Origin of the sequence: Streptomyces sp. NBC_00454, from assembly GCF_041434015.1 — a bacterium.
Classification (GTDB): Bacteria; Actinomycetota; Actinomycetes; order Streptomycetales; family Streptomycetaceae; genus Streptomyces.
Genome location: NZ_CP107907.1, coordinates 3,089,527 through 3,115,129 on the forward strand (window position 1 = coordinate 3,089,527; position 25,603 = coordinate 3,115,129).

General features: G+C 72.6%; 21 protein-coding genes. 4 read left to right on the forward strand and 17 right to left on the reverse strand.

The window, feature by feature from the left end:
• Positions 1–10: 10 nt before the first annotated feature.
• Positions 11–1,723 carry an FG-GAP repeat domain-containing protein gene (locus OHU74_RS14210; RefSeq protein ID WP_371616234.1) on the forward strand — a complete coding sequence of 571 codons (1,713 nt, stop codon included), beginning with the start codon at positions 11–13 and terminating at the stop codon, positions 1,721–1,723.
• 101 nt (positions 1,724–1,824) lie between these two features.
• Here OHU74_RS14210 and OHU74_RS14215 read toward each other — a convergent pair whose 3' ends face one another.
• Together OHU74_RS14215 and OHU74_RS14220 are read right to left on the reverse strand one after the other, a co-directional pair.
• Positions 1,825–2,205 (reverse strand): VOC family protein, encoded by a 381-nt coding sequence (locus OHU74_RS14215; RefSeq protein ID WP_371616235.1) that lies wholly within the window; start codon positions 2,203–2,205, stop codon positions 1,825–1,827.
• Between the two features lie 2 nt (positions 2,206–2,207).
• Positions 2,208–3,068 (reverse strand): trans-aconitate 2-methyltransferase, encoded by an 861-nt coding sequence (locus OHU74_RS14220; protein ID WP_371616236.1) that lies wholly within the window; start codon positions 3,066–3,068, stop codon positions 2,208–2,210.
• A 161-nt stretch (positions 3,069–3,229) separates the two neighbouring features.
• Between OHU74_RS14220 and OHU74_RS14225 the strand changes: the two genes are divergently transcribed.
• Positions 3,230–3,727: a MarR family transcriptional regulator gene (locus tag OHU74_RS14225; RefSeq protein WP_330296761.1), complete on the forward strand. Its 498-nt coding sequence runs from the start codon at positions 3,230–3,232 to the stop codon at positions 3,725–3,727.
• Here OHU74_RS14225 and OHU74_RS14230 read toward each other — a convergent pair.
• The 13 genes from OHU74_RS14230 to rsmI form a co-directional block, all read right to left on the reverse strand.
• A complete protein-coding gene (locus tag OHU74_RS14230; protein ID WP_330296762.1) occupies positions 3,686–4,486 on the reverse strand; it encodes a response regulator transcription factor in 801 nt (266 codons plus the stop codon). The genes OHU74_RS14225 and OHU74_RS14230 overlap by 42 nt on opposite strands.
• Before the next feature lie 489 nt (positions 4,487–4,975).
• Entirely contained in the window at positions 4,976–5,971 is a 996-nt protein-coding gene (gene galE / locus OHU74_RS14235; RefSeq protein ID WP_371616237.1) for a UDP-glucose 4-epimerase GalE, read from the reverse strand.
• Positions 5,972–6,067: 96 nt separating this feature from the next.
• Complete coding sequence (locus tag OHU74_RS14240) at positions 6,068–6,757, reverse strand: LuxR C-terminal-related transcriptional regulator (protein WP_330300932.1); 690 nt, start codon at positions 6,755–6,757, stop codon at positions 6,068–6,070.
• A 137-nt stretch (positions 6,758–6,894) separates the two neighbouring features.
• Entirely contained in the window at positions 6,895–8,685 is a 1,791-nt protein-coding gene (locus OHU74_RS14245) for a PQQ-binding-like beta-propeller repeat protein (protein ID WP_371616238.1), read from the reverse strand.
• 56 nt (positions 8,686–8,741) lie between these two features.
• Positions 8,742–10,409 carry a PQQ-binding-like beta-propeller repeat protein gene (locus OHU74_RS14250; protein WP_371616239.1) on the reverse strand — a complete coding sequence of 556 codons (1,668 nt, stop codon included), beginning with the start codon at positions 10,407–10,409 and terminating at the stop codon, positions 8,742–8,744.
• Positions 10,410–10,561: 152 nt separating this feature from the next.
• A complete protein-coding gene (locus OHU74_RS14255; RefSeq protein WP_371616241.1) occupies positions 10,562–12,361 on the reverse strand; it encodes an ABC-F family ATP-binding cassette domain-containing protein in 1,800 nt (599 codons plus the stop codon).
• 28 nt (positions 12,362–12,389) lie between these two features.
• Positions 12,390–13,751, reverse strand: coding sequence for an acyltransferase (locus tag OHU74_RS14260; protein WP_371616243.1), 1,362 nt, complete (start codon positions 13,749–13,751; stop codon positions 12,390–12,392).
• A 187-nt stretch (positions 13,752–13,938) separates the two neighbouring features.
• The gene (locus OHU74_RS14265; protein ID WP_371616245.1) at positions 13,939–14,835 is read right to left on the reverse strand and encodes a 4-(cytidine 5'-diphospho)-2-C-methyl-D-erythritol kinase; all 897 of its coding nucleotides are present in this window, start codon (positions 14,833–14,835) and stop codon (positions 13,939–13,941) included.
• A complete protein-coding gene (gene rsmA / locus OHU74_RS14270; protein ID WP_371616246.1) occupies positions 14,832–15,743 on the reverse strand; it encodes a 16S rRNA (adenine(1518)-N(6)/adenine(1519)-N(6))-dimethyltransferase RsmA in 912 nt (303 codons plus the stop codon). The genes OHU74_RS14265 and rsmA overlap by 4 nt, the downstream gene beginning before the upstream one ends.
• Positions 15,740–17,275 carry a ubiquitin-like domain-containing protein gene (locus OHU74_RS14275; protein ID WP_371619679.1) on the reverse strand — a complete coding sequence of 512 codons (1,536 nt, stop codon included), beginning with the start codon at positions 17,273–17,275 and terminating at the stop codon, positions 15,740–15,742. Before OHU74_RS14275 ends, rsmA begins: the two co-directional genes overlap by 4 nt.
• 255 nt (positions 17,276–17,530) lie before the next feature.
• Positions 17,531–18,409 carry a TatD family hydrolase gene (locus OHU74_RS14280; protein ID WP_371616247.1) on the reverse strand — a complete coding sequence of 293 codons (879 nt, stop codon included), beginning with the start codon at positions 18,407–18,409 and terminating at the stop codon, positions 17,531–17,533.
• A 10-nt stretch (positions 18,410–18,419) separates the two neighbouring features.
• Entirely contained in the window at positions 18,420–18,797 is a 378-nt protein-coding gene (locus OHU74_RS14285; RefSeq protein ID WP_371619680.1) for a hypothetical protein, read from the reverse strand.
• Between the two features lie 282 nt (positions 18,798–19,079).
• Positions 19,080–19,943 (reverse strand): 16S rRNA (cytidine(1402)-2'-O)-methyltransferase, encoded by an 864-nt coding sequence (rsmI, locus tag OHU74_RS14290; RefSeq protein WP_371619681.1) that lies wholly within the window; start codon positions 19,941–19,943, stop codon positions 19,080–19,082.
• A 329-nt stretch (positions 19,944–20,272) separates the two neighbouring features.
• Between rsmI and OHU74_RS14295 the strand changes: the two genes are divergently transcribed.
• Both OHU74_RS14295 and OHU74_RS14300 read left to right on the forward strand, forming a co-directional pair.
• Positions 20,273–22,066, forward strand: a complete 1,794-nt coding sequence (locus OHU74_RS14295) for a dolichyl-phosphate-mannose--protein mannosyltransferase (RefSeq protein ID WP_371616248.1) — start codon at positions 20,273–20,275, stop codon at positions 22,064–22,066.
• Between the two features lie 163 nt (positions 22,067–22,229).
• The gene (locus tag OHU74_RS14300) at positions 22,230–23,870 is read left to right on the forward strand and encodes a penicillin-binding transpeptidase domain-containing protein (protein WP_371616249.1); all 1,641 of its coding nucleotides are present in this window, start codon (positions 22,230–22,232) and stop codon (positions 23,868–23,870) included.
• Positions 23,871–23,910: 40 nt separating this feature from the next.
• Here OHU74_RS14300 and OHU74_RS14305 read toward each other — a convergent pair whose 3' ends face one another.
• Positions 23,911–24,384, reverse strand: coding sequence for a YbaK/EbsC family protein (locus OHU74_RS14305; protein WP_371616250.1), 474 nt, complete (start codon positions 24,382–24,384; stop codon positions 23,911–23,913).
• Between the two features lie 48 nt (positions 24,385–24,432).
• On the reverse strand, positions 24,433–25,590 hold the full coding sequence (locus OHU74_RS14310; RefSeq protein WP_371616251.1) for a serine hydrolase domain-containing protein: 1,158 nt from the start codon (positions 25,588–25,590) through the stop codon (positions 24,433–24,435).
• Positions 25,591–25,603 lie beyond the last annotated feature (13 nt).

A 25,603-nucleotide genomic window follows, 5' to 3' on the forward strand; every position in this document is an offset into this window, starting at 1 on the left:
CTTGTCTTTCATGCGCTCCACGCGCTCCGGCCGCATCGCGGCCTGCACCGCCCTCGCCCTCGCGGCGGGCATGATCCTTTCCGGCCCGGTCTCGGCGACCGAGAAGCCGGTCCCCACGGCCAAGACCGAGCGGCCGCAGCACGACGACCGCGCCACCGGCACCCGCCCGGCAGCCCCGGCGACGACCAAGGCCAGGGTCGGCGCCGCCGCGGTGACCCCGCTGCTCGACGTCGACATGGACGGCTACCAGGACATCCTGTACCGCGGTCTCAGCGGCAAGACGTACCTGAAGACCTTCAACGACACCACGGACCCGGAGTTCATCGTCTCCGGCGCCGCCGCCGGCTCCAAGTACGACGAGGACTTCAAGGACGTCATCACGCCCGGCGACCTCGACCACGACGGGCACCCGGAGCTCCTGACGCTCTCCGTCGACGGCCAGCTGTCGCTGCTGACGGCGGGCAAGTACGACGCCCAGCGCACCGGCTGGCACGGCAACGGCTGGAACATCTACAACAAGGTCGTCGGGGCCGGCGACCTCAACGGCGACGGCAACGCGGACCTGCTGGCCCGCACGCCCGGCGGCGCCCTGTACCTGTACCCGGGCAACGGCACGGCCAATTCGGGCAGCCCGTACGGCGACCGGATCTCCCTCGGCGGCGGCTGGGACATGTTCTCCCAGATCCTCGGCGGCGGCGACTTCAACAGCGACGGCAAGCCCGACCTGGTGACGGTCACGCCGTCCGGCGGGCTGTACGTCTACCCGGGCACCGGCAACGGCGCCTTCGGCGACCGGGTCCAGAGCGGGTTCGGCTGGAACATGTACAACCAGCTCCAGCTGCTCACCTCCGCCACGGGTCCCTCCTGGATCGCCGCCCGCGACCAGAGCGGCACGATGTGGGGCTACCCCTCCGACGGCGCCGGCGGCTTCACCGACCGCCAGAAGATGGGCACCGGCTGGGAGTACACCGACCTGTTCGCCGGTCAGGGCGGCATCGCCGCGCACGGCCGCTCCGAGCTGATGGCCCGCACCGGCGACGGTGCCGTCTTCGCCTACTCCGGCAAGATGAACGGCGGCTTCTTCGACCGCGACCAGGTCCTGGAGAGCGGCGACGCGCCGATCGACCTGGTCGGCATGACCGTGGCCTCCTCGTTCGGCCACCAGAACGTCAGCAACTGGCTCATCTGGGGCGGCGGCCAGCTCTACAGCGACAACAACTTCGTCGGTGGCGGCTGGGACATCTACAACTCCCTCGTCGGCGTGGGCGACGTCAACGGTGACGGTCTCGGTGACCTGCTGGCCCGCGACAACTCCAACGTGATGTGGCTCTACCCGAGCATCGGCAACGGCTACCAGTTCCGTGACCGCATCCGCCTGGGCGCCGGCTGGGGCATCTACAACCGGCTCCTCGGCGCCGGCGACGTGACCGGCGACGGCCGCGCCGACCTGATCGCCCGCGGCAACGACGGCACGCTGTGGGTCTACCCGGCCCAGGGCGCCTCCAGCTTCGGCGACCGCATCCAGGTCGGTTCCGGCTGGAACGGCATGAACAAGCTGGCCGCGGTCGGCGACATCACCGGTGACGGCCTTACCGACATCGTCGCGGTCGACTCCTCCGGCAGCGGGTACCTGTACAAGGCCTCGGGCCTGAAGGGGATGAACACCTTCGGGGCCCGCATCGCCCTCGGTGGCGGCTGGAACGCGTACGTGGACCTGCAGTAGTCACTCCCGTAGCACGACGGCGCCCCGTCACCGGATCTCCGGTGGCGGGGCGCCGTCGTGCGTGCGCGGGTGTGGGCAGATGCGCGCAGATACAGGCGGCCTCAGCCGGCGGCGGGTCGCGGGTCCTCCGGCTCCAGGAACTCCAGCCGGTTCCCGACCGGATCCTCCGAGTAGAACCGGCGGTGGCCCGGCAGGTCGTGGTCCCAGACGACCTGCCCGCCGCGTTCCTCCAGTCTGCTCGCGTACGCCTCGATGCCGGTGACCCTGAGCCCCGGGTGGGCCTTGCGGGCGGGGCGGAAGTCCTCCTCGACGCCGAGGTGGAGCTGGACGGGCCCGGCGGCGAACCAGCAGCCGCCGCGGGCCGCGAGCAACGGCGGCTTGGGTATCTCGGTCATACCGAGCACGTGGGTGTAGTACGTGCGCAGCCGGTCCTCCGATCCGGGCGGCGCGGCGAGCTGTACGTGGTCGACCGCGGCGAGCATGGTCAGGCCTCCTTGCGGGCTACGGCGAAGATGCGCCGGAAGGGGAAGACGGTGCCGCGCGGGCCCGGCGGGTAGGCGTGGCGCAGCAGGGTGCGGTACTCCGCGAGGAAGGCGTCCACGGCTTCGCGGTCCTCGCCCAGTGCGGTGAGGACGGGCCTCAGCGCGGTGCCCTTGACCCAGTCCAGCACCGGGTCGGGGCCTTCGAGCAGCTGGTAGTACGTGGTCTCCCAGACGTCGGCGGTGCAGCCGAGCTCGGTGAACCGCTCCAGGTATCCGGCCGGTTCGAGGATGTGGATGTAGCGGGCCCCGTGTCCGGCCAGCCGGGCCCGCCAGCGCGGGGTGTCGCACAGCTCGGCGAGGATCCGGTGGCTGGGGGCTGTGAAGTTGCCGGGGATCTGGAAGGCGAAGGTGCCGCCGGGGCGCAGTCCGTTGATCCAGGCGGCGAAGGATCCGGGGTGGCCCGGGACCCACTGGAGGGCGGCGTTGGAGACGATCAGGTCGTAGGGCTCCTCGGGGACCCAGTCGGCCAGGTCTCCGTGGCGGAAGTCGAGCCGGCCGCCGCCGCTGGTGGGGCCGGCGTACTCGGCGCTCGCGCGGTCGAGCATCTCCGGGGAGAGGTCGTATCCGGTGATGCGGGCCTCGGGCCAGCGGTCGGCGATGAGTGCGGTGACGTTGCCGGGGCCGCAGCCGAGGTCGGCGATCCGGGCCTGCTTGGAGGGGAGCTCCGGTATGCGGGTCAGGAGATCGAGGAACGGCCGGGCCCTGTGCCCGGCGTGCCGGAGGTATTGCTGCGGGTCCCAGGTGGGTGCCGTGGATGCCGTGGGTGCTGTGGGCACGCTGGCGGATGCGGTGTCGGAATGCATGTTCGAGCCTCCTTGCTGGCAATGCGGTCGGAAGCGGAAGCCGCTCCGGCCCCCTCCATGCCCCATGCTGGCGCAGAATATATCTTGACGTCAAGATACACGATCTCGAGATACTCGATTTGAAGAGACTTCATGTCGACAGACCCTTTACACTGATCGACATGGAGGACGAGGTCGACCGACTGGTCGCGGCATGGCGGCGGGAACGCCCTGACCTCGACGTGGAACCACTCGAGGTGCTCAGCCGCGTCAGCAGGCTCGCGCGCCACCTCGACCGCGCCCGCAGGCTGGCCTTCTCCGAGCACGGCCTGGAGCCGTGGGAGTTCGACGTCCTGACCTCGCTGCGGCGCGCGGGCGCGCCCTACCAGCTCTCCCCCGGCCAACTGCTGACCCAAACCCTGGTCACCTCCGGCACCATGACCAACCGCATCGACCGGCTCGCCAAGAAGGGCCTCGTCGAGCGGCTGCCCGACCCCAGCGACCGGCGCGGGGTCCTCGTCCGGCTCACTCCCGAGGGCCGTGACCGCGCCGACCAGGCGCTCGCCGGGCTGCTGGCCCAGGAGCGGGCGATCCTGGCCCAGCTCTCGCGTACCCAGCGTGGCGATCTCGCCGCGCTGCTACGCCAGTTGACCGCTCCGTTCGACAACCTCCCCGGCTAGCCCGGGGCCCGGCATGCCGGGCAGTCCGGGCAGGTCCGCGGGGCGTACGCCGGCCCGCCTGGCCAGGGCGACCGCCGCGAGCGTGGAGTGGACGCCGAGCTTGCCCAGCACGTTCTGCATGTGGGTGCGGACCGTGTGCGGGGAGAGGAACAGCCGCGCGGCCACGTCCTTGCGGCCCAGCCCGGCGACCATGCAGCGCAGCACCTCGTGCTCCCGCGGCGTCAGGGACTCCACGAGCCGTTCGCTGTCCGTACGGTGCTTTCGTGCCGCGGTCAGTTCACGGAGCACTCCGGTGAGCAGCGCGGGCGGAAGGTGCGTCTCCTCGCGCAGGACTCCGCGGATGACGGCGAGGAGCCGCGAGAGCGAGCAGTCCTTCGCCACCCACCCGGAGGCCCCTGCCTGGAGTGCGAGGGCGGCCCGGCGCGGGTCGTCGCGCTCGGCGAGGACCACCGCCCGGACCCCGGGGTGCGAGACCCGCACGCCCGCCACCAGGGCGATCCCGTCGGCGCCGGGAGGCTGCGGCCCGGAACCGGCCTCCCGCTGGGCGGGGACGGCTCCGGCGGCGGCGGTGAGGTCGGCGTCGACCAGGAGCACGTCGAAGCGGCGGCCCTCGGTGACGGCGCGTTCGAGGCAGCGCAGCGCGGCTGGGCCGCTGCCGGCCGCGGACACGTCCACGTCCGGTTCGGCCGCGAGTGCGGCGGCGAGAGATTCGGCGAAGATGCGGTGATCGTCGACCACGAGTACCCGGATACGGACCACAAAACCCCCAAGGGTCGGGGAACGGACAGCTGCGGGTACGGCGCCCGGACCGGGTGATCCGCAGTCGCCGCGGCCGCCGCCGTGACATATCTGCACTACCCCGGACCGGACGTCGTACCCGACTTGTCTCGACCCCTGAATCAACACCGGCCCCCACCGGTGTCACGCATCAGCGTAGGGCCGGGGGCGTCTCGTGGTTGGCCGAATTGCAGAAGTTTTTCGAGGGATTTTCCGGCGGGGCGTCCTCCGGGGAGCTTTGTGGTGGCTTGAAATCGACTGCCCGCAAAGCCCGGAAGAAGCATTCCGGACCGGGGTGTGCCACGGGCAGTTGCACGGGGTGCATTTCACCCGGCGTGTGCACGCCGGGCGCCCGCGCACAGCGCCCGCTCACGGCGCACCCCGAACACGCACACGCCCCCGCCGCCGACGCCGCAGGGCGCACGGGCACGGGGGCGCGCGGGCACCGCAGTGCCCGAAGTCCCGTACGGGTCAGCTGGTTCGGGTGCGGTCGGCGCGGTGGGCGCGCAGGAAGTCCCAGGCGTCCGTCACGATCCCGGTGAGGTCCGAGCGGCTCGGGGTCCAGCCGAGGCGCTCGTGGGCCGTCCGGGCGGAGGCGACGAGCACCGCCGGGTCACCGGCCCGGCGCGGGGCGAGGATCTCGGGGATCTCCCTGCCGGTGACCTTGCGGACGGTCTCGATGACCTCGCGGACCGAAAACCCGCTGCCGTTCCCGAGGTTGCACACCAGGTGCTCCCCGGCGGCGGCGACCCGCAGCGCGGCCAGGTGGGCCTCCGCCAGGTCGGCGACGTGGATGTAGTCGCGCACGCAGGTGCCGTCCGGGGTCGGGTAGTCCTCCCCGAACACCGAGATCGACTCCCGGTCGCCCAGGGCCACTTGCAGGACCAGCGGGATCAGGTGCGATTCGGGGTCGTGGCGCTCGCCGAACCGCCCGTAGGCGCCTGCCACGTTGAAGTAGCGCAGGGACACCGCCGCGAGGCCGTGGGCCGCGCACTCCCCCGCGATCATGTGGTCGACGGCCAGCTTCGAAGCCCCGTACGGGTTGGTCGGCGCGGTCACCGAGGACTCGCTGAGGGGTCCGTCGCCGCGCGGTTCCCCGTAGGTCGCGGCGGTGGAGGAGAACACCAGCTTGGCCACGCCCGCCTCGCGCATGGCGGCCAGCAGGGCGATGGTGCCGCCGACGTTGTTCGCCCAGTACTTGCCGGGGTTCGCCACGGACTCCCCCACCTGCGAGGAGGCCGCGAAGTGCAGGACCGCGTCGTAGGAGGGGTCCAGGTGCTCGGCCGCGTCCTGGACCCGGCCCTCGACGAACGCGGCGCCGGCCGGCACCCCTTCGCGGAATCCGGTGGACAGGTCGTCGAGGACCGTGACCTCGTGGCCCGCCTCCAGGAGGTGGGCGGCGACCACGCCGCCCACGTATCCGGCTCCGCCGGTGACCAGGTATTTGGAAGACGCCGTCTCACTCACGTGCCTACTGCCTCTCGCCGGGGACCGCATGCACGGTACGCATGCTGGTGACCGGCTTACCCGATCTCGCGCCGCCGGGGAAATCCGCGGACCGCATCAGAGGGAAGCGGCCCCGGGTCGCGGCAGTACGGCCCGGTCGAGCAGCCCGGTACGGGCGGCCAGCGCGGCCGCCTCCAGCCGGGAGCCCACGCCCAGCTTCATCAGCACCCGCTGGACGTGCGTGCGCGCGGTGCTCGGCGCGATGGCCATGCCCGCGGCGATCAGCCGGGTGTCCTCGCCCTCCGCGACCCGGACCAGGACCTCCACCTCCCGCGGGGTGAGCAGCCGCAGCAGCCTGCCGCCCTCGTCGTCGGGCTGGGCCGAGGGGTTGAGGAGTTCGGCGAACGCCCCCTGCAGCAGCTGCGGGGCGATGGCCACCTCCCCGGCCCGGGCCTTGGCCAGGGCCCGCTCCACGCCCTCGATGCGCTCGTCGTGGCGCACGTACCCCGAGGCGCCCGCGGCGAAGGCCGCCGCGATGCCGCGCGGGCTCGGCACCGGCCCCAGGACGACCACGGCGATCTGCGGACGCTCCCGCTTGATCCGGACGATCGGCTCGAAGACCCCCGGCTCGGCGGGGGTGGCGGTGCCCAGCAGGCAGACCTCCGGGGCCCGGCTGATGACCAGTTCGGCGGCGCCCGCGGCCGGGGCGGCGGCCGCCAGGACCCGGTGGCCGCGCAGTTTCAGGGCCGAGGCGAGCGCCTCGGCCAGTAGCCGGTGCTCGTCGACCACCATGACCCGTACGCCCATTGAGGCACCCACCCCCGACCCTTCTGACCCGGCAAGCTACACGCTTGTTCGACGGTGTGGTGCGGATACCGCGCAGAAGCCCCCGGAAGGACGGACCTTCCGGGGGCTCCGGTGGCTGAAGCGGAACGTGCCGCGGGTCAGCCCGTCGCGAAGGAGACGAAGGAGTAGTACGGGTCGGTGACCACGGTGGACTTCATCATCACGGCCGTGCGCGCGATGAACAGCCTGCCGTTGTGGAAGAGGAACTCCCCGCTGTCCGGCAGGTACTGGCTCTCGGCGCGCTGGGATTCCTTGGTCGACGGATTCTGCATGAGGAGGGTCTCCTTCATCGTCTTTCCGTCGATGGAGACCACCTGGCCGCCGCCGTCGTAGGGCGGGACCTTGTAGGCGATGACGTTCGACCCGTCCATCCGCAGCGGGATCATCGTGTAGCGCTCACCCGCGTCGGCGCGGTCGGCCGTCTGCTTGCCGGTCTCCAGGTCGAAGGAGACGAGCTCGTTGGTGTCCCCGTACTCGGCCTTGCCCTTGTGGTCCTCGGTCGGCAGGTAGAGCTTGCCGTTGCCGACGATGGCGAGGCGGCAGTCCTCGACCTCGGTGCTGCCGCACTTCATGGCGTAGTTGCCCGAGGTGAGGGGGATGTGCGCCTTGAGCTGGCCCCCGTCGTCGATGACGAACAGGTCGCTGACGCCCGAGGCGTTCTTGGCGGTGTTGTTGACGTCCGCCGCGACGATCAGCGGCTTGGTGGAGACGATCTTGCCGTACTCGATGCCCGCGGAGAGCTTGTACGAGGACTTCTGCGCGCCGGTGGCCGGGTCGAGGGCCTGCGCGTACATCGTGTAGTTCGGGTACTGGCCGCACCGGCGGATCACGGCGAGGGCGGGGCCGCCGCCGTAGCCCATGTCCTCGCAGTTGTCGGTGTCGGTCTTGGGCGCCCACAGCGGCTTGCCGTCGGCGAGGTTCCAGGCGGCGCCGCCGGAGGTGCCGCCCGCGGCCACGGTCTGGCCGCTGACGGTGATCTCGCCGAAGGTGACGGGCTTGTCGCCGCCGGTCTGGGACTTGGCGGTGGCCGACCACAGGAGCTTGCCGCTGATCAGGTCGATGACGCCGACCTGGTTGCACGGCTGGTACTTCTTGTCCGCCGTCGGCAGGGCCGCGTCGAAGAGGATCGCGGCCTTGTTGTCGGAGGAGAAGCGGCTGGCGCCGCAGACGTTCGCGTTGAGCGGGGTCTCCCACTTCTTGGCGCCGTCGGCGAGGTTGTAACCGACCACCTTGGACACGTCGGACTTGACGTAGGTGGAGTCGGTCACCCAGGAGCCCGGGATCTGGACGATGTCGTCCGAGGGCGGCATCGGAAGGTTGACCAGCGTCTTGGACTTGGTGCTGGCGGGCACCTTCTCGGAGCCGCCGGCGCCCGGCTTGTCGCCGCCGGTGCCGGGGCTGGAGGTGCCGTCGGCGACGGGCTGCGTGCCGCCGTCCTTGCCGTCGCCGGAGGTGTACCAGAAGCCGCCCGCGACGATGAGGACGATGGCCAGGACGGCCGCGCCGACGATCATCAGCTGGGTGCGGACCTCGTTGCCGCCGCCGGAGCCCGCGCCGCCGGCCGCGCCCGCGGGCTGGGCCGCGTACATGGGCGTAGTGGCGGGCTGCTGCTCCTGCGGGTAGCCGTAGGCCGCCTGCGGATACCCGTACGCGGGCTCGGCGGGCTGCGCACCGGGCGCACCGGGCGCGGGCGCGGCGGGCGGCGCACCCGCCGCGGGCTGCCCGACCGGGACCGTCGGCGGCTGGGCCGGCTGCTGCGGGGGCGCCGAGGGCATGGCCGGCGGTACGGGGGGCACCGGCGGGGTGGCGCCGAAGCCGCCCTGCCGGGGGTCCTGGGGCGCGCCGAAGCCGCCGGACGGCGGCTGGCTGGGGGGCGGCGGGGTACTCATCTGGTGCTACTGCCTCTCGGTGGGCGGCTCGGCGGACTCGTTCGCTGGGGAATGGCTCACTTGCCGAAGACCATCAGGAACTTCTCGTCCTTGTTCTGGGCCGTGAGGTGGTCGACGGAGAGGAAGAGCCGTCCGTCCGCGTAGGCCACCTTCGGGGCGAAGAAGGAGCTCTCGACGGGAGCGGAGGCCCCGGAGGGGTTGCGCAGGACCACCGTGGGGGTGCCTCCGGCGGCCGGGATCGTGAGGACCTCGCCGCCCTTGTCGCTGTCCGCCTTGCGGTAGACGACCACCTGGCCGCCCGCCGCCTTGAGCGGGGTGATGGTGCGGCCGTCACCGGCGGGGGTGCGCCACTTCTGCTTGCCGGTGGTCAGGTCGAAGGCGACGATCTCGTTCGCCTTGCCCACATCGGCCGAGGTCGGCAGGTAGAGGGTGTTCGCGTCCACGTAGGAGGAGCCGCAGCTCTGCAGGCCGCGCCCGAAGGAGCCGCCGAAGAGGCCGCCGCAGCCGACCGGGAAGCTGCCCTCGCCGGCGACGGTGGCGCGCTGCTTGCCGTCGGGGCCCAGGACCACGATGGAGCGTTCCTTCGCGCTGTTGCCGATGTCGAGGACGATCGGGTCGAGCGAGTAGACGGTCTTGACCTCGAAGCCCTTGGGGAGCTTGTAGATCCAGGTGTTCTTGCCGGTGGCCGGGTCGGCGTCCATGACCTCGACGGTCTTGTCGGCGTCCTGGCAGGTGGCGACGGCGAGCATCTTGCCGTTGGCGGCGGCGAAGTCGCCGGGCTGGCAGCCCTCGTCTCGCTTGTTGTCGAAGAGCTTGTCCCCGGTGCTGACCTTGAAGGCGCTGCTCATGCCCATCCGGTTGACGACGAGGGCGTCCCCGGTGAGGGCGAGGTCGGGGGTGGTGAAGATGTCGAAGAGGCCCTCCTTGGGAACCTCGTGCGACCACCCCTCCTTGCCGGCCTTGAGGTCGATCATCCGCATCTGGTTGCAGGTGGCGCTGCTGGACTCGCCGTCCTTGTACATGACGACGGTCTTGCCGTCCGCGGTGGTGCCGTCGGTGACCGAGCAGATCGCGGTGGGCAGGGTCAGGGTCCACTTCTGCTTGCCGTCCGCGACCGCGTAACCGGTGATCGTCTTCCAGGCGGTCTTGACGACGGTGTCGCCGACGACCCACTGGCCCTTGGCGTCCACGCCGGCACCCGGGCCGTCGATCTTGCTGGTCTTGAACCAGAGGACCTTGTCCTCGCCCGGCTTGCGCCCGGCGTTGAGGTCCTCGTTGTCGCCGCTGCCGTTGCCGCTGCCGTCGCCCTTGTCCACGGAAGCGGACGGCGAGGCCTTGTCGTCGGCGGGCGCCGTGGAGTCCTGAGCGACGGGGTGGTCGTCGCCCTTGCTGTCGCCCGTGAAGAGGAAGTAGCCGCCGGTGCCCAGGAGGAGCACGCCGGCGACGGCCGCCGCGATCACCGCGTTGCGCTTCTTGCTCTGCGGCGAGGGCGGGCCCGGCTGTGCGGGCGGCATCGGGGGCATGCCGGGGGGCGGCGGCGGGAAGCCGTAGCCGCCGGGGGGCTGCTGGCCGTACGGGCCCTGCGGCGGCTGCTGGGGCTGCTGGGCGTACGGGTTGTCGCCCTGCTGCGGCGGATACCCGTAACCCGGCTGCGGCGGTCCGGGCAGGTGCCCGTAACCGGAAGGTGTCGGCGGCTGGTTCGGCGGCTGGGGCGGCTCGGTCATCAGCGCATACCTTCGGCTTCGGGTGGTCGGAGAATGACCTTTCTATCACTGACCGCGAGAAAAGCGCCGGGCCGGTCACCCCCTGTTCCCAAGGGAGGACCGGCCCGTGATGCCGTCGTTATCCGGCCAGTTGGGGCCCGCGGGGGCGGAACCTACGCCTCCTCGGCCAGCTCCAGCCAGCGCATCTCCAACTCGTCCCGGTTCGAGATGAGTTCCCGCAGTTCCGCGTCGAGCTTGGCGACCTTGTCGAAGTCGGTGGAGTTCTCGGCGATCTGGGCGTGCAGGCTGCTCTCGCGGTCCGACATCTTGTTGAGCTGCCGCTCGATCTTCTGCAGTTCCTTCTTCGCGGCGCGGGAGTCCCCGGAGGAGGAGGACTTGGCCGCGGCGCCCGCGGCGGGGGCCGGGGAGGCCGCCTCGATCATCTTCTGGCGGCGCTCCAGGTACTCGTCGAGGCCGCGCGGCAGCATCCGCAGGCTCGCGTCGCCGAGCAGGGCCATCACCGTGTCGGTGGTGCGCTCGATGAAGAACCGGTCGTGCGAGATCACGATCATCGACCCGGGCCAGCCGTCGAGGAGGTCCTCCAGCTGGGTCAGGGTCTCGATGTCGAGGTCGTTGGTGGGCTCGTCGAGGAAGAGGACGTTGGGCTCGTCCATCAGCAGGCGCAGGATCTGCAGCCGGCGCCGCTCACCACCGGAGAGGTCGCCGACGGGCGTCCACTGCTTCTCCTTGGTGAAACCGAACTGCTCGCACAGCTGGCCCGCCGTCATCTCGCGGCCCTGGCCGAGGTCGACCCGGTCGCGCACGCGCTGCACGGCCTCCAGGACCCGCAGGGACGGGTCGAGTTCGCCGACCTCCTGAGAGAGGTAGGCCAGCTTGACCGTCTTGCCGACGGTCACGGTGCCGGCGGCCGGCTGGACCTCGCCCTGGGTGCGGGCGGCCTCGCCGAGGGCGCGCAGCAGGGAGGTCTTGCCGGCGCCGTTGACGCCGACGAGACCCACGCGGTCGCCGGGGCCGAGGTGCCAGGTGAGGTGCTTGAGGAGGGTCTTGGGTCCGGCCTGGACGGTCACGTCCTCCAGGTCGAACACCGTCTTGCCCAGGCGCGCGTTGGCGAACTTCATCAGCGCGGACTTGTCGCGCGGCGGCGGCACGTCGGCGATCAGCTCGTTGGCGGCCTCGATGCGGTAGCGCGGCTTGGAGGTCCGGGCCGGGGCGCCGCGGCGCAGCCAGGCCAGCTCCTTGCGCATCAGGTTCTGGCGCTTGGACTCCTCGGTCGCGGCGATGCGGTCGCGCTCGGCGCGGGAGAAGACGTAGTCGCTGTAGCCGCCCTCGTACTCGTGGACGTCACCGCGCTGCACGTCCCACATGCGGGTGCAGACCTGGTCGAGGAACCACCGGTCGTGGGTGACGCAGACGAGCGCGGAGCGGCGTTCCTGGAGGTGCTTGGCCAGCCAGGAGATGCCCTCGACGTCGAGGTGGTTGGTGGGCTCGTCGAGTACGAGGAGGTCCTGGTCGGCGATGAGCAGCTTGGCCAGCGCGATGCGGCGGCGCTCGCCACCGGAGAGCGGGCCGATGACGGTGTCGAGGCCCTGCCCGAAGCCGGGCAGGTCCAGCCCGCCGAAGAGTCCGGTCAGCACGTCGCGGATCTTGGCGTTGCCGGCCCACTCGTGGTCGGCCATGTCCCCGATGATCTCGTGCCGGACGGTGGCCTTGGGGTCCAGGGAATCGTGCTGGGTGAGGACGCCCATGCGCAGTCCGCCCGACTGGGTGACCCGGCCGGTGTCCGGTTCCTCCAGCTTGGCGAGCATCCGGATGAGGGTGGTCTTGCCGTCGCCGTTGCGGCCGACGACACCGATCCGGTCCCCCTCCGATACGCCGAGGGAGATGCCGTCGAGCAGGGTACGGGTTCCGTACACCTTGCTGACTGCCTCGACATTGACCAGGTTGACGGCCATCAGGAGCGCTCCAGGGAAAGGGGGTGGATCAGCTCCCCAGACTAACCTTCCGCGAAGTGCCCGAGCGTTCGACCAGGAGCCAGCCGCCCAGGGCCATCGCGATCGCCGCCGGGGCGGTGACCGGGACGGCGATCAGCGTGGCGCTGTGCCCGTGCAGCAGCCCGCCGAGGCCGGTCGTGGACAGGCCGAGGATCCCGAGCAGGCAGAGCGCGGTCCCCAGGGCCGCGCGGGGGCCGGAGCCGGTGGCGGCGCGGCCCGGACCGCTGCTCGTAACGGCGGCCGGACCGCTGCTCGCGGCCGGGGCCTCGAAGCGGCGGAAGAGCGCCACGAGTACGCCGGTCAGCGCGGCGGCCGCCGCGAACCTCACCGGCACCTGGGCCCACCAGAGGGCTCCGGCGGGCTCCGGCAGCTGGAGCCCGAGGCCGAGCTGGGCCGCGTAGACGGCGAGCATCGCGGTGAGGTGCCAGAGGAAGGCGGTCATGGCGACCCCGTTGGCGGCGACCACCCGGCGCCAGACGCGGGGCCGGGCCAGCCAGGCGGTCGCGGGGGCCTTGAGCAGTTCCACCGCCCCCACCAGCCAGATCCCGTGCGCGAGCAGGGCGAGGGTGGGCGGGGCCATGTTGGAGACCTTCTCGCCGGGCATCCCGACCATGGAGAGCGGGTACGGCCCGTACGCCACGAGCGCGACGGCCCCGGCCAGTCCGGCGGCGGCGAGGGCGAGGGCGCCGGGGCGGCGGATGCGGCCGTCGGCGCGCAGGAAGCCGAGCTGGTGGACGGCGAGCCAGACGAAGGCGAAGTTCAGGAACTCCACGTACGGGACCCCGCCGGCGAACCGCAGCAGGTCGACGAGGGCGGCGGCCCCGGCCAGCGCTGCGAACGCGCCCCACCCCCACCTCTGGTGGAGCCGGAGCAGGGGCGGGGTGAAGGCGACCATCGCGAGGTAGATCCCGATGAACCACAACGGCTGCGTGACCAGTCGCAGCGCGGCCCCCGACAGCCGCCCCCCACCACCGCCGAGCAGCTGCACGGTGAGCGCGAACGCCGTCCAGACGGCGACGAAGACGAGGGTGGGCCGCAGCAGCCGGCGCAGCCGCGCCCGCAGGAAGGCGGCGTAGACGGGCCCCTCGGTCCTGCGGGCGAGGGAGCGGTAGGAGAGGGCGTGCGAGAACCCTCCGACGAAGAAGAAGACCGGCATGACCTGCAGCCCCCAGGTGAGCACCTGGAGCGGCTGCACGATCGCGAGCAGGTTCCCTATGCCGTCGCCGCTGACCGCGGCCATCAGCCAGTGCCCGGCGATCACGGTTCCGAGCGAGGCGACCCTGAGCAGGTCGACGTAACGGTCGCGTGCGGCGGGGGTGGCTGCGGCGATTTCGCTTGCGGTGGCTCCCATGGGGCCTACGGTCCCGCGCGGGCCTCGGCGGCGACAGGGTTCGGGTACTCACTCCGGGGTGAGTACCGCTGCGCGGGGCCTGCCCCTCCCCGCCCTTCCGCCATCCCCCAGACTCCGTCCGGGGGGACCCCCAGCCGGGGCTCCGCCCCGGACCCCGCGCCTCAAACGCCGGCGGGGCTGAAAATGCTCAGAGCAGGGTCGCGCCCGGGGCCGGGCTGCTCGCCGTGTGCGTGCTGCGGCAGGTGCCGGAGGCTTCGAGGGCCGCCGCCACCTTCGCCGCCGACTCCGCGTCGCGGACGAGGAAGGCCGTCGTGGGGCCCGAGCCGGAGACCAGGCCTGCCAGGGCTCCCGCGCCGGTGCCCGCGGCCAGGGTGTCGGCCAGTTGCGGGCGCAGCGAAAAGGCCGCGGCCTGGAGGCCGTTGGCCAGGGTGGCCGCCAGGGCGTCCGGGTCCCCGGAGGCCAGGGCGGCCAGGAGCGCCGGGGAGGCTTCGGGGGCGGGGACCTGCGTACCGGCGGTGAGTCGGTCGAACTCGCGGAACACCGCCGGGGTGGAGAGACCGCCGTCGGCGACCGCGAACACCCAGTGGAAGGCTCCGGCCGCCACCGGGGTCAGGATCTCCCCGCGCCCGGTGCCCAGTGCCGCCCCGCCGACCAGGCTGAACGGCACGTCGCTGCCGAGCTCCGCGCAGATGGCCAGGAGCTCCTCGGCCGGGGTCTTCAGACCCCAGAGCGCGTCGCAGGCGAGGAGGGCGGCCGCCCCGTCCGCGCTGCCGCCCGCCATGCCGCCCGCGACCGGGATCCGCTTCTCGATGTGCAGGTGGACGTCCGGGGCCAGGCCGTTCCGCGCCGCCAGGATCTCCGCCGCCCGGGCCGCGAGGTTGGTGCGGTCCAGCGGGACCTGGTCCGCGTCCGGGCCCGCGCAGCTCACCGTCAGCGCGGCGGCCGGGGCCGCCGTCACCTCGTCGTACAGCGAGACCGCGAGGAAGACGTTGGCCAGGTCGTGGAAGCCGTCGGGCCGCGCCGCGCCCACCGCCAGTTGGACGTTGACCTTCGCGGGGACCCGTACGGTGACCGCGCCGCTCACAGGGCCGGCCTCTCCGCCGCCGGCTTGTGCTCGGCGATCGCCGCGAACTCCTCGACGGTCAGGGACTCGCCGCGCGCCAGCGGGGCGATCCCGGCCGCGATCAGCGCGGCCTCGGCGCCCGCCGCGGAGCCGGCCCAGCCGGCCAGCGCGGCGCGCAGGCCCTTGCGGCGCTGCGCGAAGGCCGCGTCGACCACGGCGAAGACCTCGGACTTGGTCGCGGTGGTTTTGACCGGCTCCGCGCGGCGTACGAGCGAGACGAGACCGGAGTCGACGTTCGGCGCGGGCCAGAAGACGTTGCGGCCGATGGAGCCGGCCCGCTTGACGTCCGCGTACCAGTTGGCCTTGACCGAGGGGACCCCGTAGACCTTGTTGCCGGGCTTGGCGGCGAGCCGGTCGGCGACCTCCGCCTGCACCATCACCAGGGTCCGCTCGATGCTCGGGAAGCGGTCGAGCATGGTCAGCAGCACCGGCACGGCCACGTTGTACGGGAGGTTGGCGACGAGCGCGGTCGGCGCCGGGCCGGGCAGTTCCTTCACCAGCATCGCGTCGGAGTGGACCAGCGCGAAGCGGTCCTTGCGCTCGGGCATCCGCGCTTCGATGGTGGCGGGCAGCGCGGCGGCCAGGATGTCGTCGATCTCCACGGCGACGACCCGGTCGGCGGCCTCCAGCAGCGCGAGCGTCAGCGAGCCCAGGCCGGGGCCGACCTCGACGACCACGTCGTCCGGACGTACCCCGGCGGTGCGCACGATGCGGCGCACCGTGTTGGCGTCGATGACGAAGTTCTGGCCCTTCTGCTTCGTCGGCCGTACGCCGAGTACGGCGGCCAGCTCCCGGATGTCGGCCGCGCCGAGGAGGGCGGTGGGGGTCTCGGGCTGGTCGGGCTCGGGCTGCTGCTCTGCGGTGCTCACCGATAAAGGGTACGGCCGCAGTGCGGCCACGGACTCGCCCCCCGCTGCACGTAGAGCTTCTTCGCGCGGTACGTCTGTTCCTGGCCCGGGGCGTCCTGGGGGCGGCCGCTGCCGCCGAGGGACTGCCAGGTCTGGACGTCGAACTGGTACAGCCCCCCGTAGGTCCCCGATGCGTCGGTGGCGCCGGGCCGGCCGCCGGATTCGCACCGGGCCAGCGCACCCCAGTCGAGGCCGTCCGCACCCTCGACGGAGTCCGGCAGCGGTTTGGTGCCGACCTTGACGAGCTGGGTGACGGGCTCGCGGACGGTCTCCTCGGCGAGCTTGCGGGGCTTCTGGCGGACGCCGTTGACGGTGCGCAGGCCGTACGTGACCCTGCGCGCCCCGGGGCGCCCGGCGCGTTCGACGACTTCGGTGCCGGCGAACAGGGCGGGGTCCTTGACCGTCTCGGTCTCGTACGGGATGCGTTCCTCGCGGACCTCGCGGGTGCCGGTGATGCGGAGCACGGTGACGGTCTGGCCGTCGCGGGGGTAGGCGCCGGGGGGCACGGAGGTGGTGTCCTCGCCATGGAGGGTGATCCCGGCCTGGTCCAGGGCCTCCTGGACGGTGGCGGCGTTGGTGCGGATGGTGCTCTCGCGGCCGTCGGCCATGAAGGTGATGCTGCGTTCGGTGCGGACGGCGAGGTCCAGGCCGGAGCGGGGGACGGGGGCGGCACGGGGGGCGGAGAGGTAGGCGCCCTCGGCGCGGATCCCGAGCTGGCGCAGGGCCCCGTCCACGGTGCGGGCGGTGGTCCACACCTCGCGGCGCTGCCCGTCGAGGGTCAGGCGCAGCGGGCGGCCGTAGCGGACGACGATCTCGTCGCCGTCGTCGAGGGCCGTGCGGCCGGCCGGGGCGACGAGGTCGTGCGGGCCGACGCCGAGCCGCTGGGCGGCGAGCAGGGTGTCGACGTCGCCGGCGAAGGTGTGCAGGGTCTGCGGGACCCCGTCCACGGTGAGGCGCACCTCCTTGTCGGCGGCGACGAAGGCGGTGGTGCCGCCCGCCAGGAACGCCACGACCAGCGCCTGCGGCACGATCCGCCGCCAGCTCTCGCGGGAGGCCCCGCCCGCGCCGGCCTGCCGTCGCCGCCGCTCGCGGTCCGTACCCCGCCGCCGCCCGGGGCCCGCCGGGGCCACCACCGCTTCACCGGCCGCCCGCCGGCGTCCGCTGCCGGGGCCCGGCCCGGGGCCCGCCGGGGCGGGGACGGTGTCGAGTCCGCCCCTGCGGCGCCCGGTGCCGGGCGCGGTGGCGGGCTCCGGTGGCGGGGCTCCGGCCCCGACCCCGACCTCGGGCCCGAGGTCGGCCGTCCTGCGCCGTCGTGAGCCTCCCCGTGGGGCGGGCACCCCGGGCTCCGGGCGGGGGCCCGGGTGCGGCTCCGGGTCCGCGTAGGGATCCGCGTACGGGTCCGCGTACGAGTCCGCGTACGGGGTCGGGTCCAGGTCCGCCGCGGCCGTGCCCGGCGGCTGCGCGAGCGGCGCGGTCCCGGCCTGGGCGGCCATCGCGTCCGCCCAGCCGACGACGCCTCCGGTTCCCGGGTCCGGGTCCGGAGCCCAGGGATCCCGTCCGCCGGCCGGCCAGGCCTCTCGGGTATCGCTCATGACGCTCGCTCCCCTGGTCCGTCCCGCTGCTTCGGGCACGGCACCCTAGCGGAGCGGATGTCACGCAACAAAGCGGGACGGCTACGCACTGTGGCGAACGGGTGAGAGCATCGGCCCCCGGCTCCGCGCGGGGGCGGAGCCGGGCGGGAAACGGCCTCAGTAGTCGAAAGCGCGTGCCGTGTTCGCTGCCAGGGCCGTGGCCATGGCGTCCTCGTCGATCCCGCGGACCGCGGCCATCGCCCGGACCGTCAGCGGAATGAGGTACGGGGCGTTGGGTCGTCCCCGGTAGGGGGCCGGGGTCAGGTAGGGGGCGTCGGTCTCCACGAGGACCAGTTCCAGCGGGGCCACGGCGAGCGCGTCGCGCAGCGGCTGGGCGTTCTTGAAGGTGACGGTTCCCGCGAAGGACATGTAGTACCCGGCGGCCGCGCACTCCCGGGCCATGTCGGCGTCTCCGGAGTAGCAGTGGAAGACGGTCCGCTCGGGCGCGCCCTCCTCGCGCAGCACGCGCAGCACGTCCGCGTGGGCCTCGCGGTCGTGGATGACCAGGGCCTTGCCCTGCCGCTTGGCGATCTCGATGTGGGCGCGGAAGGAACGCTCCTGCGCGGCCATTCCCTCCGGTCCGGTCCGGAAGAAGTCGAGCCCGGTCTCGCCGACCGCCTTGACGTGCGCCAGCTGTGCGAGGGCTTCGATCTCGGCGAGCGCCTCGTCGAGGGCGGCTTCCCCGCCGCCCTGCCGGGCGCCCTGGCGGGACCAGCCGTCGGGGTCCCCGTGGACGATGCGGGGGGCTTCGTTGGGGTGCAGGGCCACGGCCGCGTGGACGTTCTCGTAAGCGGCGGCGGTCTCGGCCGCCCAGCGGGAGCCCTTCACGTCGCAGCCGACCTGCACGACGGTGGTCACGCCGACGGAGGCGGCCTTGGCCAGGCCTTCCTCGACGGTGCCGGACTGCATGTCCAGGTGGGTGTGGGAGTCGGCGACCGCCACCCGGAGCGGTTCCGGCAGCGGGGGCGGCGCGTCGTTCGACGTACTACGGCTCATACGGCCGATCTTATGACCGGCGGAAGAACCCGAGGAGCCGGGCCATCAGCCCGCGCCGTTCCATCGGTACCGGTCCGGGGCTCGCGTGCGCCGGGCCGGCCCTGCGCTGCTTCGGGGTCTTGGCGGCCTCGTACCCCGCGGGCACCGGTCCGGCGATGCCGGGGGCGGCGCGGTGGTGGTAGAGCTGGTCGATCATTCCGAGCACCGACTTGACCTGCCCCTCCCGCATGATGCGCACGACGTGGCCGCCGCAGTTCATGCAGGTCGGGTTGGACAGCGGCGACGGAACCCGCTCCCCGTTCACGGTGTAGACGATGAACGGGTGTCCCAGGCCGTCGACGTGGTGCTCTATCTCGTACCCCTGCTCCCAGCCGTATCCGCACTTCATGCACGCGAAGGCGTACGCCTCGTGCACGGTCGTCACTGCGGAAGCGGTCGCGGTGGGTACTGCGGTTGCGGTGGGCGCGGTGGGTGCGGCGACGGGTACCGGGGGTTCGGCGATCTCACTCATGCCAGCTCCTCTTGTTCCACTGGTGCATTGCCAGTGGACGCCTCTTCGGGCGGGAGCGCATCAGGCCCTGTCGACTGTTGGACGGTCTTTGGGCGACTCATGCCAAAAGTGCCCGGTGCGCGGTCTGAGCTTTGCTTTTCAGGTTAGCTCTTTACCGACCTACGGCACCTTTTGTGCCGCATTCTTTGCCGCGACCACCGCGTCGAAGACCTCGCGCTTGGGTACCCCGGCCTCCAGCGCGACCGCCGCGATGGCCTCCTTGCGCCGCTCGCCCGCCTCCTCGCGCACCCGTACCCGGTTCACCAGCTCCTCGGCGTCCACGTCTCCGGGTGTCGCCGCCGGCGCCCCCTCGACGACCACCGTGATCTCCCCGCGCACCCCTTCGGCGGCCCAGGCGGCCAGCTCGCCGAGCCCGCCGCGCTTGACCTCCTCGTACGTCTTGGTCAGCTCGCGGCAGACGGCGGCGCGGCGCTCGGCGCCGAAGACCTCGGCCATCGCGGCCAGGGTGTCGTCGAGCCGGTGCGGGGCCTCGAAATAGACGAGGGTGCGGCGCTCCGCCCCGACCTCGCGGAGCCGGCTGAGGCGTTCGCCGGCCTTGCGCGGCAGGAACCCCTCGAAGCAGAAGCGGTCGACCGGCAGTCCGGACAGGGCGAGTGCGGTGAGGACGGCGGAGGGGCCGGGCACGGCCGTGACCTTGATGTCCTTCTCCACGGCGGCGGCGACCAGCCGGTAGCCGGGGTCGGAGACCGAGGGCATGCCCGCGTCGGTCACCAGCACGACGCGCTTGCCGGCCTCCAGGGCCTCGACCAGCTCGGGCGTGCGCGCGGACTCGTTGCCCTCGAAGTACGACAGGACGCGCCCGGTGGTGTACACGCCGAGCCCCTGGGTCAGCCGGCGCAGCCGCCGGGTGTCCTCGGCGGCGATCACGTCGGCCGCCAGCAGCTCGGTGGCGAGCCGCGGCGGGGCGTCGGCGAGGTCGCCGATGGGCGTTCCGGCGAGGACGAGCACACCGGCCCCGGGCACGCCGGAGGCAACCGCCGCCCGGGCAGCCGCGGGAGCGTCCCCGGGCCAGCCCTCGTCAGCGGCCTCGTCAGCGGCTTCGACGTCGGCTTCCTCAGCGGCTTCGACGTCGGCCTCGTCGGCGGCTTCGGCTTCGGCGGCCGCCGTGAGGGCCTCCGAACCGGCCTCGGCGGAGGCTTCGGAAGGAGCCCCGGAAAGGGCTTCGGAGCGGGCTTCGGAGGCGCGGGGCCGGTCAGTGGTCACCGCCCCATCCTCTCAGCCGTCCCACCCGGCTCACCCCGACGCTCCCGTCCCCCTGGGTCTGGCACAGCCTCGTTCCCTACGATGACCCGGTGACCAGTACCGCGACGCCGCCGCCCAGCCCCGCGGGGGCCCCGCCCGCCTCACCGGCGGGGTCCGACCCCGACCCCGGATCCGGACCCGCCGACCGGCCGTCAGCCTGGCTGCGCCGGCTGCGCGGCTTCGGTTACGTGCCTCCCACCGGGGCGGACGGGCGGTCGGACGTGCGCACCCGGCTGGTGCCCCCGTACGCCCGGCCGTCCGCTCAGCTCTGGGCGACCCTGGGCATCTCCCCGGCCGCCGCCCTGATCTGGCAGCGGGTGCTGGCGTGGGCCGGTCCGGTGCTGGTGGCGCTGGTCGCCGGGGCGCTGCGGTTCGCCCACCTCGGGACCCCGAAGGCGGTGATATTCGACGAGACGTACTACGCCAAGGACGCCTGGGCCACGATCCAGCAGGGCTACGAGGCGAGCTGGCCCAAGGACATCGACAAGTCGATCCTCGCCAACCCGGACGGGGTGGCCCTCCCCCTGGACCCGGGGTACGTCGTGCACCCGCCGGTCGGCAAGTGGGTGATCGGTCTGGGCGAGTGGATGTTCGGCTTCGACCCGTTCGGCTGGCGGTTCATGACCGCTCTGCTGGGCACCCTGTCCGTGCTGATGCTGTGCCGGATCGGCCGGCGGCTGTTCCGCTCGACCTTCCTGGGCTGCCTGGCCGGACTGCTGATGGCGGTGGACGGCCTGCACCTGGTGATGAGCCGCACCGCACTGCTCGACCTGGTCCTGATGTTCTTCGTGCTGGCGGCCTTCGGTTCGCTGCTCATCGACCGGGACCGGACGCGGGCCCGCCTCGCGGCGGCGCTCCCGGTGGACGAGGAGGGGCGGACCCGCCCGGACGCCCGGATCGCCGAGACGCTGAAGCTGGGCTGGCGCCCGTACCGGATCCTGGCCGGGATCTGCCTGGGGCTGGCCTTCGGCACGAAGTGGAACGGCCTGATCGTGCTGGCCTTCTTCGGCGTGCTGACCGTGATGTGGGACGTGGCCTCGCGCCGCACCGCGGGCGCGGGCACCCCGTACAAGGCGATGATGCGCCACGACAACTGGCCCGGTTTCTTCTCCATCGTCCCCGTGGCGATCGCCGTCTACCTGGCCTCGTGGCTCGGCTGGATCCTCTCCCCCGACAACGGCAAGGGCGGCTACTTCCGCGACTGGGCCGCCAAGAACGACCAGCACAGCTCGTGGTCCTTCGTGCCGGAGTGGCTGCGGAGCCTGTGGCACTACGAGACCGAGGTCTACAAGTTCCACGTGGGCCTGACCTCCGGCCACACCTACGAGTCGAACCCGTGGAGCTGGCTGATCCTGGGCCGCCCCGTCTCCTTCTTCTACGAGTCCCCCGCGCCGGGCACGGACGGCTGCCCGGCCAGCGAGAGCGCCAAGTGCGCCCGCGAGGTACTGGCGCTGGGCACCCCGCTGCTGTGGTGGGCCGGCTGCTTCGCCCTGCTGTACGTGCTGTGGCGGTGGTTCTTCCGCCGCGACTGGCGGGCGGGCGCGATCGCCTGCGCACTCGGCGCGGGCCTGCTGCCCTGGTTCAACTACCAGGAGCGGACCATCTTCTTCTTCTACGCGGTGGTCTTCGTCCCCTACCTCTGCCTGGCGGTGGCCATGATGATCGGCGCTCTCCTCGGCCCGGCCGGCTCCTCGGAACGCCGCCGCGCCCTGGGCGCGGTGGCTGCGGGTGTCCTGGTCCTCCTGATCGTCTGGAACTTCATCTACTTCTGGCCGATCTACACGGGCGAGTCCATCCCGATGGACTCCTGGAGAAACCGAATGTGGCTGGACACCTGGGTTTGAAGCGGCTGATCCCCCTCCGCGGCCTGCGCGGCGGGGCTGTTCCGGTCCGATAACAGCCCAGCGGACCGCCACGGGCTCCGAGTAAGGTCCACACCAAGGGTTCCTTGAACGCGTTCAGCGGCTGGGGGCCGTGGTACGGGGCACGGGGGACGGAGCTGTGGCAATGAACGGGGCGGCGAAGGGGGCCATCGTCGGCGGGGTGTTCCTCGCGATGGTGGGCGGAGCCGGATACGGGATGTACACGCTGGTCGGGGGCGACGGCGGGGACGACGCGAAGAGCACGAGCACGACCGGAGCCCCGGTGCCCGGGAAGGGCACCGGGCCGGTCACGGACAAGGAGGCGGCCCAGACGGCCGGGGCCTTCTTCGCCGCCTGGTCGGCCGGGGACGCCCGGGCGGGCGCCGACCTGACGAACAACCCGGCGGCGGCCCAGAGCGCCCTGGGCGACTTCAGGACCGCGGCCTACGTGTCCAAGGTCGCGATCACCCCCGGCGCGCAGACCGGGACCACGATCGCGTACTCCGTCGCCGCCGAGGTGACGTACGAGGGGATCACCAAGCCCCTCGCCTACGAGTCCAAGCTCACCGTGGTGCGCGGCAACACCTCCGGCAAGCCGCTGGTCGACTGGCAGCCCTCGGTGCTCCACCCGCAGCTCCAGAAGGACGAGCGGCTGCGCGCGGGCACCCCGGCGAGCCCGCCCGTCCAGGCCGTCGACCGCAACGGCAAGGAGCTGACGGCCGAGAAACACCCCTCGCTGCGCAAGGTCCTGGACGACCTGCGCCAGAAGTACGGGGCCAAGCTGGGCGGCACGGGCGGCGCCGAGCTGTGGATCCAGCCGGCGGCCGCGGACGCCCCCCGGCGCTCGCTGCTGACGCTGGCCGAGGGCACCCCGGGGCGGATCGAGACCGTCCTGGACGCCGATGTGCAGGCGGCGGCCGAGAAGGCGGTCCTGAAGTTCCCGCAGGCCTCGGTGGTCGCGGTCCAGCCCAGCACCGGGAACATCCTGGCCATCGCCGACCACCGGTCGGACGGCTTCTCCGCCTCCATCAGCGGCGGCCGGGCACCCGGCTCCACGATGAAGATCGTGACCGCCGCGATGCTGCTGGACCGGGGTCTGGTCTCGGCGGACAAGGTCGCCGAATGCCCGGCGGAGGTGTCGTGGGAGGGCCGGACCTTCAAGAACCTGGGCGGTTTCAAGCTCGACAACGAGACCTTCGCGACGAGCTTCGCCCAGTCCTGCAACACCGCCTTCATCAAGCAGATCAAGCCGGTCAACGACATCGGCGCGCTCCCGAAGGAGGCCCGGGAGGTCTTCGGCATCGGCGTCGAATGGAAGGTCGGGGTGGCGACCGTGGACGGCAAGGTCCCGGATGCCACCGGCCCGGCGGCGGCCGCCGCGTACATCGGCCAGGGCCAGATCCAGATGAACCCGCTGACCATGGCCTCGATCACGGCGACCGCCCGGACCGGGGTGTTCCGTCAGCCGGTCGTCGTCAAGGCCTCCATGGACGACCGCGAGCTCGCCAGGGCCTCCCGGCCGATGAAGCCGTCGGTGACGGCGCAGCTGGTGCGGATGATGAAGCTGACGGCGACCAGTGGTACGGCCCGGGGCGCGATGTCCGCGGTCGGCGGCTCGGACAAGGGAGCGAAGACCGGCTCGGCGGAGGTCGACGGCGCACAGAACCCGGACAGCTGGTTCACCGGGTTCAGCGGTGACGTAGCGGCCGCCGCGATGGTCGAGGGCGGCGGCCACGGCGGCGACGCGGCCGGCCCGATCGTGGCGACGGTCCTGAACGCGGGCTGACGCGATCCGGCCGCGGGCTGGCCGCGTGCCGGCGCCCCGGTCAGCGCTCCCGTACGTCGGCCACTACGGCCCCCGCGTGCGCGATCAGCTCGCGCGGGGCCATCGGGAACACCGTGTGCGGGGTCCCGGCCGCCGCCCACACCTCCTGGTGGGCCAGCAGGGCCCGGTCGGCCAGGACCCGGGTGCGGGTGCGGTGCCCGAAGGGCGGTACGCCGCCGATGGCGTACCCGGTGGTCTCCCGGACCAGCGCCGCGTCGGCCCTGGTCACCGCGGTCGCGCCGAGCTCTTTTCGGACCGCCTCCACGTCCACCCGCGAGGCCCCGTCCATGAGCACCAGCACGGGGACCCCGTCCGCCGCGAAGATCAGCGATTTCACGATCTGGCTGAGCTCGCAGCCGATAGCGGCCGCCGCGTCGGCCGCGGTCCGGGTGCCGTCGGGGAAGGTGCGTACGTCCGGCTCCAGACCCAGCTCGGCGAGGGCTTCGGCGAAACGCGGATGCATGGTCGTGGTCATGCGGGCACGCTAGCGCGGCGCCCGGGGCCGGGCGAGGCATTTGCGGCGTTACAGCGCCGAGCGCAGGGCTCGCACCAGGGCCTGGGCGCGCGGGTCGGCGGTGACCGACTTGGCGTGGGCGTTGGTGACGTAGCCGAAGCCGATGCCCGACTCCGGGTCCGCGAAGGCGAGCGAGCCGCCGCGCCCGGGGTGCCCGAAGGAGGTCGGGGACAGCAGGGGTGAGGCGGGACCGTGCAGCATGTAGCCGGGTCCGAAGCGCGTGTTGACCACCAGCACCCGGTCCGGGCCGGAGGAGAACTCCTTGCCCGCGAGCGCGGTGGTGGCCGGGGTGAAGATCCGCGCGCCGTCCTCGACCACCCCGATGGTGGCGGCGTAGAAGCGGGCCAGTGCGCGCGCCGTGCCGATGCCGGCCGAGGCCGGCAGTTCGGCCGCGCGGTAGGCGGGGTCGTTCTCGTCGGGCAGCGGGTGGATGGCCGCGAAGGCGCGGCGGGTGAGGGAGTCCGGATCGGCGTAGGCCTCGGAAACGTTTCGCCTCGGCCGGGTCTTGAAGGTACCGGCACCCTCCGGCGGATCGACGGGCGCCACCCGGCCCACCCGGTGGGCCTCGGCCTCCGGCAGGCCGATCCAGAAGTCCAGGCCCAGCGGCTCGGCTATCTCCTCGGCCAGGATGCCCGCCAGCGAACGGCCGGTCGCCCGCAGCACGAGCTCGTTCAGCAGCCAGCTGAAGGTCTGCGCGTGGTAGCCGTGCTCGGTGCCGGGCTCCCAGAAGGCGTGCTGGGCCGCGACCGCGCGCGGTCCCGAGACCCCGTCGGCGGCCTCGGCCACGGTCAGTCCGCGGTCCAGGGCCGGGACTCCCGCACGGTGCGCGAGCAGGTCCCGGACCCGGGTGCGCTCCTTGCCGCCGGCCTTGAACTCCGGCCAGTACGAGCCCACCGGCGCGTCCAGGTCGAGCAGTCCGCGCTGCTGGAGCAGCAGCGGTACGGCGGCGGCCACGCCCTTGGTCGCGGAGCGGACGATCTGCACGGTGTCCTCGGCCCACGGCTCCGTGCCGTTCGCGTCCTTGGTACCGCCCCACAGGTCCACGACCTTGCGCCCGTCCCGGTACACGGACACGGCCGCGCCCCGGTCCCCGAGCACCTGGAAGTTGCGTACGAACGCGTCTCTGACGGGCTCGAAGCCCTCCGCCACCACACCCTGGATGTCCACGGCCGGTCCAACA

Excerpts from the sequence above, each read along its gene's own strand:
- OHU74_RS14250 (WP_371616239.1), bottom strand. The coding sequence starts at position 10,409 with ATGACCGAGCCGCCCCAGCCGCCGAACCAGCCGCCGACACCTTCCGGT.
- OHU74_RS14210 (WP_371616234.1), top strand. The coding sequence starts at position 11 with ATGCGCTCCACGCGCTCCGGCCGCATCGCGGCCTGCACCGCCCTCGCC.
- OHU74_RS14260 (WP_371616243.1), bottom strand. The coding sequence starts at position 13,751 with ATGGGAGCCACCGCAAGCGAAATCGCCGCAGCCACCCCCGCCGCACGC.
- OHU74_RS14240 (WP_330300932.1), bottom strand. The coding sequence starts at position 6,757 with ATGGGCGTACGGGTCATGGTGGTCGACGAGCACCGGCTACTGGCCGAG.
- OHU74_RS14285 (WP_371619680.1), bottom strand. The coding sequence starts at position 18,797 with ATGAAGTGCGGATACGGCTGGGAGCAGGGGTACGAGATAGAGCACCAC.
- OHU74_RS14255 (WP_371616241.1), bottom strand. The coding sequence starts at position 12,361 with ATGGCCGTCAACCTGGTCAATGTCGAGGCAGTCAGCAAGGTGTACGGA.
- OHU74_RS14220 (WP_371616236.1), bottom strand. The coding sequence starts at position 3,068 with ATGCATTCCGACACCGCATCCGCCAGCGTGCCCACAGCACCCACGGCA.
- OHU74_RS14275 (WP_371619679.1), bottom strand. The coding sequence starts at position 17,275 with ATGGCCGCCCAGGCCGGGACCGCGCCGCTCGCGCAGCCGCCGGGCACG.
- OHU74_RS14225 (WP_330296761.1), top strand. The coding sequence starts at position 3,230 with ATGGAGGACGAGGTCGACCGACTGGTCGCGGCATGGCGGCGGGAACGC.
- OHU74_RS14305 (WP_371616250.1), bottom strand. The coding sequence starts at position 24,384 with ATGACCACGACCATGCATCCGCGTTTCGCCGAAGCCCTCGCCGAGCTG.
- OHU74_RS14245 (WP_371616238.1), bottom strand. The coding sequence starts at position 8,685 with ATGAGTACCCCGCCGCCCCCCAGCCAGCCGCCGTCCGGCGGCTTCGGC.
- OHU74_RS14215 (WP_371616235.1), bottom strand. The coding sequence starts at position 2,205 with ATGCTCGCCGCGGTCGACCACGTACAGCTCGCCGCGCCGCCCGGATCG.
- OHU74_RS14300 (WP_371616249.1), top strand. The coding sequence starts at position 22,230 with ATGAACGGGGCGGCGAAGGGGGCCATCGTCGGCGGGGTGTTCCTCGCG.
- OHU74_RS14280 (WP_371616247.1), bottom strand. The coding sequence starts at position 18,409 with ATGAGCCGTAGTACGTCGAACGACGCGCCGCCCCCGCTGCCGGAACCG.